The 8,010-nt window shown below is 66.5% G+C and carries 7 protein-coding genes; 4 read left to right on the top strand and 3 right to left on the bottom strand.

The features are described 5' to 3' along the window. Nucleotides 1-105 precede the first annotated feature (105 nt). The gene (locus ACXJKR_RS18110) at nucleotides 106-1,314 is read left to right on the top strand and encodes a multidrug effflux MFS transporter (protein WP_457324000.1); all 1,209 of its coding nucleotides are present in this window, start codon (nucleotides 106-108) and stop codon (nucleotides 1,312-1,314) included. A gap of 2 nt (nucleotides 1,315-1,316) precedes the next feature. Beyond that, on the top strand, nucleotides 1,317-2,231 hold the full coding sequence (locus ACXJKR_RS18105; RefSeq protein WP_235532075.1) for a carbonic anhydrase: 915 nt from the start codon (nucleotides 1,317-1,319) through the stop codon (nucleotides 2,229-2,231). Between the two features lie 190 nt (nucleotides 2,232-2,421). Here the strand turns inward: ACXJKR_RS18105 and ACXJKR_RS18100 are convergent, their stop codons facing one another. From ACXJKR_RS18100 to ACXJKR_RS18090, 3 genes are all read right to left on the bottom strand, one after another. After that, the gene (locus ACXJKR_RS18100) at nucleotides 2,422-4,755 is read right to left on the bottom strand and encodes an ATP-binding protein (RefSeq protein ID WP_457323999.1); all 2,334 of its coding nucleotides are present in this window, start codon (nucleotides 4,753-4,755) and stop codon (nucleotides 2,422-2,424) included. 165 nt (nucleotides 4,756-4,920) lie between these two features. Further along, complete coding sequence (locus ACXJKR_RS18095) at nucleotides 4,921-5,508, bottom strand: chalcone isomerase family protein (protein WP_082532957.1); 588 nt, start codon at nucleotides 5,506-5,508, stop codon at nucleotides 4,921-4,923. A 40-nt stretch (nucleotides 5,509-5,548) separates the two neighbouring features. Then, complete coding sequence (locus ACXJKR_RS18090) at nucleotides 5,549-7,105, bottom strand: methyl-accepting chemotaxis protein (protein ID WP_457323998.1); 1,557 nt, start codon at nucleotides 7,103-7,105, stop codon at nucleotides 5,549-5,551. Nucleotides 7,106-7,147: 42 nt separating this feature from the next. On the opposite strand from ACXJKR_RS18090, the gene ACXJKR_RS18085 reads away from it, so the two are divergent. Together ACXJKR_RS18085 and ACXJKR_RS18080 are read left to right on the top strand one after the other, a co-directional pair. Next, the gene (locus ACXJKR_RS18085; RefSeq protein ID WP_457323997.1) at nucleotides 7,148-7,495 is read left to right on the top strand and encodes a hypothetical protein; all 348 of its coding nucleotides are present in this window, start codon (nucleotides 7,148-7,150) and stop codon (nucleotides 7,493-7,495) included. Between the two features lie 40 nt (nucleotides 7,496-7,535). Next, nucleotides 7,536-7,967 (top strand): division/cell wall cluster transcriptional repressor MraZ, encoded by a 432-nt coding sequence (locus ACXJKR_RS18080; RefSeq protein WP_056203596.1) that lies wholly within the window; start codon nucleotides 7,536-7,538, stop codon nucleotides 7,965-7,967. Nucleotides 7,968-8,010: the final 43 nt, after the last annotated feature.

Raw genomic sequence — 8,010 nt, 5'->3', positions numbered from 1 at the left:
CCGCAAGGGGAGGGCGGCGCACAGAATCCGGCCTATCGGCTTGCTTCACTCTTTTCTTGCCTCTTTCTTTCGGCTGAACGGCCCCGGCTCGATAGACTGCCTTGCATGAATCCCGAAGCCAGCCGCCTCTGGCGTGCGCCTCGCTGGGCCCTGTCCGTGCTGTTGGCCTGTTTGGCCATGGTGGGCCCCTTCTCCATCGACACCTATCTGCCGGCCTTTGCCGGCATTGCCGCGGCGCTGGATGCGACCCCGGTGCAGATGCAGCAGACGCTGTCCGCCTATCTGCTGGGCTTCGCCTTCATGAACCTCTTCCACGGCGCGCTGTCGGACTGCTTCGGCCGCCGCCCCGTCGTGCTGATCGGCCTGGGCGTCTTCACGGCGGCCAGCGTCGGCTGCGCAGTGGCGGGCTCCATCGGCCAGCTGGTGTTCTGGCGCACCGTGCAAGGCATGTCGGCCGGCGCCGGCATCGTCGTGTCGCGAGCCATCATCCGCGACATGTTCCCACCGGCGGATGCCCAGCGCGTGATGTCGCAGGTGACACTTTTCTTCGGTGTGGCACCGGCCATCGCCCCCATGGTGGGCGGCTTCCTGTTCGTGCACGCCGACTGGCACTCCATCTTCTGGTTCCTGTCCGCCGTGGGCGCTGCCCTGCTGGTATCCAACTGGCGGCTGCTGCCCGAGACGCTGCACGCGAACCTGGTGCAGCCCTTCCACGTCGGCGCACTGATGCGCGAGTACTGGCGGCTGTGCAGCAGCCCGAAGTTCATGATGCTGGTGCTGGCCAGCGGCATCCCGTTCAACGGCATGTTTCTCTACGTGCTGGCCACGCCGGTGTTCCTGGGTGAACACCTGCACTTCGCGCCGCAGCAGTTTTTCTGGTTCTTCCTGTGCTCCATCGGCGGCATCATGGCTGGCGCGGCGGTCAGCGGCCGGCTGGCGGGCAAGATGGGCCCGAAGCGCCAGATCATGCGGGGCTTTCGCATCATGGTGGCCGTGTCGATCACCAACGTGCTGCTCAACCTGTTCGCGCCGCTGAGCCCCTTCTGGGCTCTGCCCATGGTCGGCCTGTTCGCCTTCGGTTGGGCGCTGATGGTGCCCGTCGTCACGCTGCTGGTGCTGGACCAGGTGCCCGAGCGCCGCGGCATGGCTTCGTCGCTGCAGGCCTGCATCGGCTCGGCGGCCAATGGCCTGGTGGCTGGTGTGCTGGTGCCGCTGGTCATGCACTCGACCGTGGCGCTGGCCCTCACGTCGGCGGGGCTGATGATGGTCGGCCTGGTGGCCTGGTACGGCGTCAGGCGCTCCGTTGCGGCCTGATCGTGACTCAAGCCTGGCGGCCGCTTGCCGAAATCACCGACATGATGAAAAAGCGCTGGCTGATCACCGCGCTGCTGGCCGCCTGTGCGGCTGCGCAGGCAGAGGAACCCAAGGAACCCGTGGAGGTGCTGCGCCAGCGCCTGGCGGACCGCCTGTCCACCAAGCCCGAGGGCACGGCCACCGCCAAGCCGGCGGCCAAACCCGTCAAGCCGGGCAAGGCCGAGGCCGCCAAGCCGACGCATTGGGGCTACACCGGCGACATCGGCCCCGAGCGCTGGGCCGAGCTGGCGCCGGAGAACAAGCTGTGCGCCGTCGGCACGCGCCAGAGCCCCATCGACATCCGCGAGGGCATCGCCGTCGAGTTGGAGAAGATCAGCTTCGACTACCGCACCAGCAGCTTTTCGGTGCAGGACAACGGCCACACCATCCAGGTCAATGTCGGCGCCGGCAACGGCCTGACCGTCATGGGCCGGCGCTATGAACTCGTGCAGTTCCACTTCCACCGCCCGAGCGAAGAGCGCGTCAACGGCAAGCAATCCGACATGGTGGCCCACTTGGTACACAAGGATGCGCAAGGCAAGCTCGCCGTCGTCGCCGTGCTGCTGGAGCGCGGGCCCGACAACAAGCCCCAGCCGGTGATCCAGACGGTCTGGGCCAACCTGCCACTGGAAAAGGGCGAGGCCTTGCAAGCCCAGGTGCAGATCGACCTGAACCAGTTGCTGCCCGCCGAGCGCGGCTACTACACCTACATGGGTTCGCTGACGACGCCGCCCTGCAGCGAAGGCGTGCTGTGGATGGTGCTGCGCCAGCCCGTCACCATGACGGCCCAGCAGCTCGGCATCTTCGCCAAGCTCTACCCGATGAATGCGCGGCCGCTGCAGGCCGGCTCGGGGCGGCTCATCAAAGAATCCCAGTAACGGTCTTCGGGCCGAGCGCYGGGCCTGCCATGRGCCAGAGGCYCATGGCCTTCCGTAGGCACAAGCAGTCCGCAGGGACTGCTTGTGTCCGACTCCAGTTCACCGAGCCGGCCCGCTTGGGCGATGTGCTTGCGGCTCAATGCCGCAAGCATCGCCGTCCCCTCGGGGGACGGACCAGGTGCAGCCGCGTTCAGCGGGGTGCGACTGGGCGAGGGGTCACACGTCTCACCCCAGACAGCCAGTCGTGCAGCGTCGCGAACAGCTGCTCGGCGACGACCGGCTTGGCGACGTGGTCGTCCATGCCGGCGTCCAGGCAGCGCTGGCGCTCGTCATCGAAGGCATTGGCCGTCATGGCGAGGATGGGGAGCTCGGCGCCTTGGGGCAGGCGGCGGATGGCGCGCGTTGCGTCCAGGCCATCCATGACGGGCATCTGCACGTCCATCAGCACCAGGGCGTAGTCACCGGCCTTGACCATGTCGACGGCCTGCTGCCCATCGGCAGCGACATCCACCGCCAGGCCGGCACTGCCGATGAGGGCGACGGCCACCTCCTGGTTGACGGGGTTGTCCTCGGCCAGCAGCAGACGGCGCGGCTGGGCTCGTGCCAGCTCGGCAAGCCGTTCTCGCGCTGAATGCGGCCGTGGGGCCGCTACCGGCGGGGCCGGCGCCTGGCTGCCGGCCTCGACGGGCAGGGTGAACCAGAACGTGCTGCCGCGGTTCAAGGTGCTGTCGACGCCGACATGGCCGCCCATCAAGTGGGCCAGGCGCCGGCAGATTGCCAGGCCCAGGCCGGTGCCGCCATAGCGCCGCGTCGTGGAACTGTCGGCCTGCTCGAAGTCGCGGAACAGCCGCGCCTGCGCATCGTTCGCAATGCCGATCCCGCTGTCCTGCACCTCGAAGCGCAGTGCCAGCGCCGGGCCTGGCTGGGTCTCGTCGAGCCGCGCGGCCAGGCGCACGAAGCCGCTGTCGGTGAACTTGACCGCATTGCCGGCGAAGTTCAGCAGCACCTCGGAGATGCGCTGCGGGTCGCCGATCAGCACGCGGCCGCCCAGCTCCGGCGCAACGTCGGTCTCGACACGCAGCCGCTTGGCCGCGGCGGCCTGGGTCGTCATGTTGGCGATGTTGTCCAGCACCTCGCCGACCGTGAATTCGCGCTGCTCCAGCCTCACCTTGCCAGCCTCGATCTTGGAGAAATCCAGTACGTTGTTGATGACGCTGAGCAGGTGCTCGGCCGCATTGGCGACTTTCTGCAGACGCTGCTGCTGCTCGGGCTCGATGGTGTCGCTCTGGGCCAGATAAGTCAGGCCGATGATGGCATTCATCGGCGTGCGGATCTCGTGGCTCATGTTGGCCAGGAAGGCGCTCTTGGCCAGGCTCGCGGCCTGGGCGGCCTGCGTAGCTTCCGCCAGCTCGGCAGTGCGCGCCTCGACGAGTTCCTCGAGATGATGGCGGTAGCGCTCCAGCTCCAGCGCGTCGCGGCGCTGGCGTGAGATGTCGGTCAGGAAGCCGTGCCACAACACGCTGCCGTCGGCCTCGCGCTGGGCGATGGCATTGCCGTAGATCCAGCGCTCGCTGCCGTCCGCCTGCGGCGTGCGGAACTCCTGCTGCCAGGGGCTGAGGTTGCGCGCCGAGGCCAGCAGGCTCTCGCGCACGGCGGCGCGGTCGTCGGGGTGGATGCGCTCGAACCAGGGCGTCGCGCTGCGGCTCAGCTCGGCGCTGCCGAGCAGGAAGTATTCGCGCACCGCCTCGCTGACATAGGCGAACGAGAACTCGCCGTTGACGGCCAAGCGCAGCTGATAGACGACGCCGGGCACCGTCTCGGCCATGCCGCGCAGGCGCTCGATGAGATTGCGCTGGGCGTCGAACTGCTGCTGCAGTGCGTCGCGCATGTGCTCGAGGTGGCCGCCGAGCAGGCCGATCTCGTCCTGGCGGGTGTGCTCCAGCTTGGCATTGAAGCGGCCCTCGGCGAGGTCGTTGGCGAAGTCGCCCAGCTCGCGCAGCGGGCGGAACAGGCGCGAGTTCAACAGCCACAGCACCAGGGCCAGCGAGGCCAGCAGCTGGCCGCCGACGGTCGCGCCATAGAGCCAGCGCTGGCGCAGCACGGCCGTCGTGCTGAGGTGGTCGTCGATCTCGATCTGGATGTGGCCGATGCGTGTCGCGCCGCGCAGGATGTCGCGCTCGCCGGTCAGCGTCTGGCCCAGGCGCCGCTCGGGCAGGTGGTTCTCGATAAAGGGCAGGCCCTGGGACGCGTCGCTGACGCTGACGCGCACGACCTCGGGCGACTTGACGATGGCCGACACCACCTCCCGTGCGGCCACGGCGTCCAGGTTCCACAGCAGCTCGGGCAAGCTGCTGGCCAGCACGTCGAGCTTGGCGTCGAGGTCGCGCTGCAGCGCCTGCTCGGCGACCTTGGACTCGCGCAGGCCGATGAAGAGGCCGCCGACGATGAGGGCCGGCAGGAGCAGGCCGATGCTGGCGCCAAGAGCCAGGGCGGCAAAGAGCGATGACGAGGGCTTGCGACTCAAGATGAACTCATTGGTGCACCCTTGGCGCGGTGCGCTGTCCCGCCAAGCGGGAGCTGAGCGCCTTCGGGCGGCCGGGCGGCGCTCATGCTGCCATGAGATTGGCGAGTCCACAGCGAAACGCGCCACGACGCGTGGCGACGTGGCGCGTTTCGTGGTGCACGAGCGTCAGCCTTTGCCCAGCAGAGCGGGCTTGAGCGAAGAGTCGACGGGCTTGTCGCCCAGCCAGATCTTCAGGATGGCATTGTAGAAATTGACGTCCTTCATCGGTTCGCCGATGGGCTTGCCGTTCAGGGCCATGACGGTGCCGGTGTCCGGAATCCAGTCCACGGTGATGACGTCACCCTTCTTGCCCTGCGGGATGTTGACGAAGGCCTCGCCGAACTGGGCCAGCTGGTTGACGAACTTGGAGCGCTCGGCCTTGTCGGTGTTGGCCGTGATGCCAGCCATGAAGGCCTGGCCCAGGTCGTCACCGGTCACCTCGCGCAGCAGGCCGAGGCTGAAGCGGCGCGGGCCTTGGGTGTCCAGCACGCCGGCCGTCGTGTCCTTCTTCTCGGGCAGGTAAAGCACCAGGGCATAGACCTTGACCACGATGCGCACGCGCACACCGGCTCCGTTGACCTTCAAGTCCTTGCCGGCGACCTTGACGGTGTCGTCGAACTTGAGGCCGGCCACTTCGATGGCTTGCGCCGCGCCGCCCAGGCCGAGGGCGAGGCCCAAGCCGGCAATCCATCGGCTGGCGTTGTTCGTCTTCATGCAGTCTCCTGATCTTTTGAGGATGGGGATGATCGCGCCTTCAGCGCGCCGCCTCGAGCTTGAAGAGGCTGACGACCTCCTCGAGGCCATGGGCCTGATCGCGCAGCGAGTCGGCGGCAGCGGCGGCTTCTTCCACCAGTGCGGCGTTCTGCTGCGTGCTCTTGTCCATGTCATGGATGGTATGCGTGACGCGCTCGATGCCGGAACTCTGCTCGGCGCTGGCATGGGTGATCTCGCCCATGATGTCGGTCATGCGTTGCACGCTCGCCACCACGCCCTGCATGGTGTTGCCCGCCTGGGCGACGAGCTGGCTGCCCTGGGCCACCTTCTCGACCGAATCGCTGATGAGGCGCTTGATCTCCTTGGCCGCGTCGGCACTGCGGCCGGCGAGAGACCGCACCTCGCCAGCCACGACGGCAAAACCGCGGCCCTGCTCGCCGGCCCGCGCGGCCTCCACGGCGGCGTTCAGGGCCAGGATGTTGGTCTGAAAGGCGATGCCGTCGATGACGCTGATGATGTCGACGATCTTCTTGCTTGATGCGTCGATGCTGCTCATGGTCGTCACGACCTTGGCCACCACGGCGCCGCCTTCGCCGGCGACCTGCGAGGCGGCCTTGGCCAACTGATTGGCCTGTTGGGCGTTCTGCGCGTTCTGCTGCACCGCGTCGGTCAGCGTCTTCATGGCCGACAGTGTCTGCTCCAGCGATGCGGCCTGGGCCTCGGTGCGCACCGACAGGTCCATATTGCCGCTGGCGATCTCGCTGGACGCCGAGGCGATGGACTCGGTGCCCTCGCGCACGCGGCCGACGATGCCCTTGAGGCTCTCGTTCATGTCATGCAGGGCCTGCAGCAGCTCGCCGGTCTCGTCGCGGCTGCGCACCTCGATCTCGCTGGTCAGGTTGCCCGAGGCCACCTTGCGTGCCACAGCGACCGCGCCGCGCAGCGGGTTGACGATGCCACGCGTGATCAACACACCGGTCAGCACGCTGGCGGCGATGGCGGCCACGGCCAGGCCGAGCAGCAGCAGGGCTGTCTTGTTGGCCACGCGGTTGGACTTCTCACCGGCCGCATCCATGCCGGCGTTGCGAGCCTCGACCAGCTTCTCCAGCGCGGTCATGTACTTGACCTGGGCCGCGCGCACCGAGAACTGGAACTTCAGCGGCGCGCCTTCGGTATCGCCGGACGCCACTGTCTTCACGAACGACGCCTGGGCCGGCAGGAACTTGGCGCGGGCTTCCTTGACCGCCTTGAGCTGCTCCTGGCTGGCTTCATCGGTCAGCAGCGGCTCCAGCTCGGCCATGGTCTTTTCATGCGCGGCCATCTGGGCGGCAACCGTGTCCAGCTCCTTCTTGATCTGTTCTTCGCCGCTCATGATGAGCGTCGTCATCATGCCGCGCACGGCGTCGCCCAATTCGCCCTTGGCCTTGTTGGCCAGGGCCACGGCCTTGTAGTCGGTGCTCAGTAACTGGCTGATCTCGCCGTTCAGGGTCTGAATGCCGAAATAGCCCAGGCCGGCCATGGTCATCAGGCAGGCGATCACGACGGCAAAGCCCGCCGCGAGGCGCTGTCCGATGCGCATATGGGACAAGAAATTCATTGGGGGCTGCCTCGGTTTTGATATTTGGTAGGAGCCCCCGGTTTGAGTTCTTGGCTGAAGGGGCTGAAACAGCATGAAATTTCAGCAGAAATCACCCGGGGCGAGTGCATTCTGAGCGGCCAGCCGGCGAGGCTTGCCGTGATTTGTGCGGCAAAACCCTGTCAGACATGGCTTGCGACGGTGGCCCTGGGGCGGGCGATTCAACCTTGGGGCAAACGCCACATCGCAAACGCCCATCACTTCAAGCAGCACTTCTCAATATCTAAGCAAGTCCTTATTTATGAACAAGATTTTTTACTGGCGCTGTATAAATTAACAGCGATTGCTAAGTACTTGATTTCATTGAAAAAACTTGTGCCGAACCTTGACCCGGTGAGGTCTGGCCCTTAAAGTGGGAGGAAGTGTCGTTTCGTGGTGAAAAGTGTCGGAAATCGTCTTTCAGGGTGCCTCCAACTTGGCCTTAGATGCCAAGGGCCGCCTGAGTGTGCCCAGCCGACACCGGGAGGTGCTGCAGCTGATCTGCCAGGGGCGCCTGACCGTCACCAAGCACCCCGATGGCTGCCTGATGCTGTTTCCGCGCCCGACCTGGGAGCTGTTCCGCGACAAGGTCGCCGCCCTGCCGATGTCGGCTTCGGGCTGGAAGCGTGTTTTCCTCGGTAACGCGATGGACGTCGACATCGATTCGGCGTCGCGCGTGCTGGTCTCGCCCGAACTGCGCAAGAGCGCCGGGCTGAAGAACGACGTGATGCTGCTGGGCATGGGCAGCCACTTCGAGCTCTGGGATGCCGAAGCCCATGCCGCCCACGAGGCCGAAGTGATGGCCGGCCCGCTGCCCGACGCGCTCAAGGACTTCAGCTTCTGATGGGCGCCGAGATGAACGAGAGCGCCCAGTTCAGCCACACCAC

The sequence above is a fragment of the Roseateles sp. P5_E11 genome, from assembly GCF_054049355.1.
This window is presented reverse-complemented; position numbering and strand designations above follow the sequence as displayed.